Genomic DNA, 691 nt, shown 5'->3' with positions numbered 1-691 from the left:
GGGCGACCCGGTCGGCCTCGGCCTCCAGGGTCGCGGCGCGCGCTATTTCAAGACCGCGGGCAACCAGACGGTCCCGCAGGTCACCGTCGTCGACGAGGCGGTTCACCGCGTCCACCAGCCCCTGGACGTCCGAGGGCGGCACGAGCAGGCCGGCGCGCCCGGCATCGAGCGCGGTGCGCACGCCGCCGACGTCGGTCGCCACGACGGGCGTGCCGCAGGCGAGGCTCTCGATCAGCACCTGCGGCACGCCCTCGGTGAGCGAGACGTGCACAAGGATGTGCGCACGCCGGTAGAGCTGGAGGAGAGCCGGGCCGAAGGGGACGTAACCTCCGAACACGATGCGTCTGTCGACGCCGAGCCGGTGAGCATGTCGCCGAACCGCGTCCTCGAGCGGTCCACGGCCGACCAGCCGCAGCACATACCGGTCCGACCGCTCCCGCTGCAGCCGTGCAAGTGCCTCGACGAGCAGAAGAGGGTTCTTCTCCAGGTCGATACGGCCGACGGCGAGCAGCTCGACCGGCCCTGTCCAGTCACGCTGTGGCACGGCTACGGCGACATCCCGGGCAGACACCAGGGTGACCGTCATCGGCAGGACCGCCGACCGGCTCTGCCCGTGACCACGCGACCCGTACGGACCCGGTCGGTACCGACGAGGTCCGTAACCACGGGCGCCGTAACCACGGGCGAGTTC

1 protein-coding gene is annotated in these 691 nt (G+C 71.3%); it reads right to left on the bottom strand.

Annotation, left to right across the window (positions count from 1 at the left end; translation table 11 throughout):
- Positions 1-586 (bottom strand): glycosyltransferase (locus DD1DGNOD_RS14570; protein WP_131770380.1); only part of this gene is annotated, 586 nt, incomplete at its 3' end.
- Positions 587-691: the final 105 nt, after the last annotated feature.

The organism is Candidatus Protofrankia californiensis (genome assembly GCF_900634765.1).
GTDB classification, from domain to species: domain Bacteria; phylum Actinomycetota; class Actinomycetes; order Frankiales; family Frankiaceae; genus Protofrankia; species Protofrankia californiensis.
This window is presented reverse-complemented; position numbering and strand designations above follow the sequence as displayed.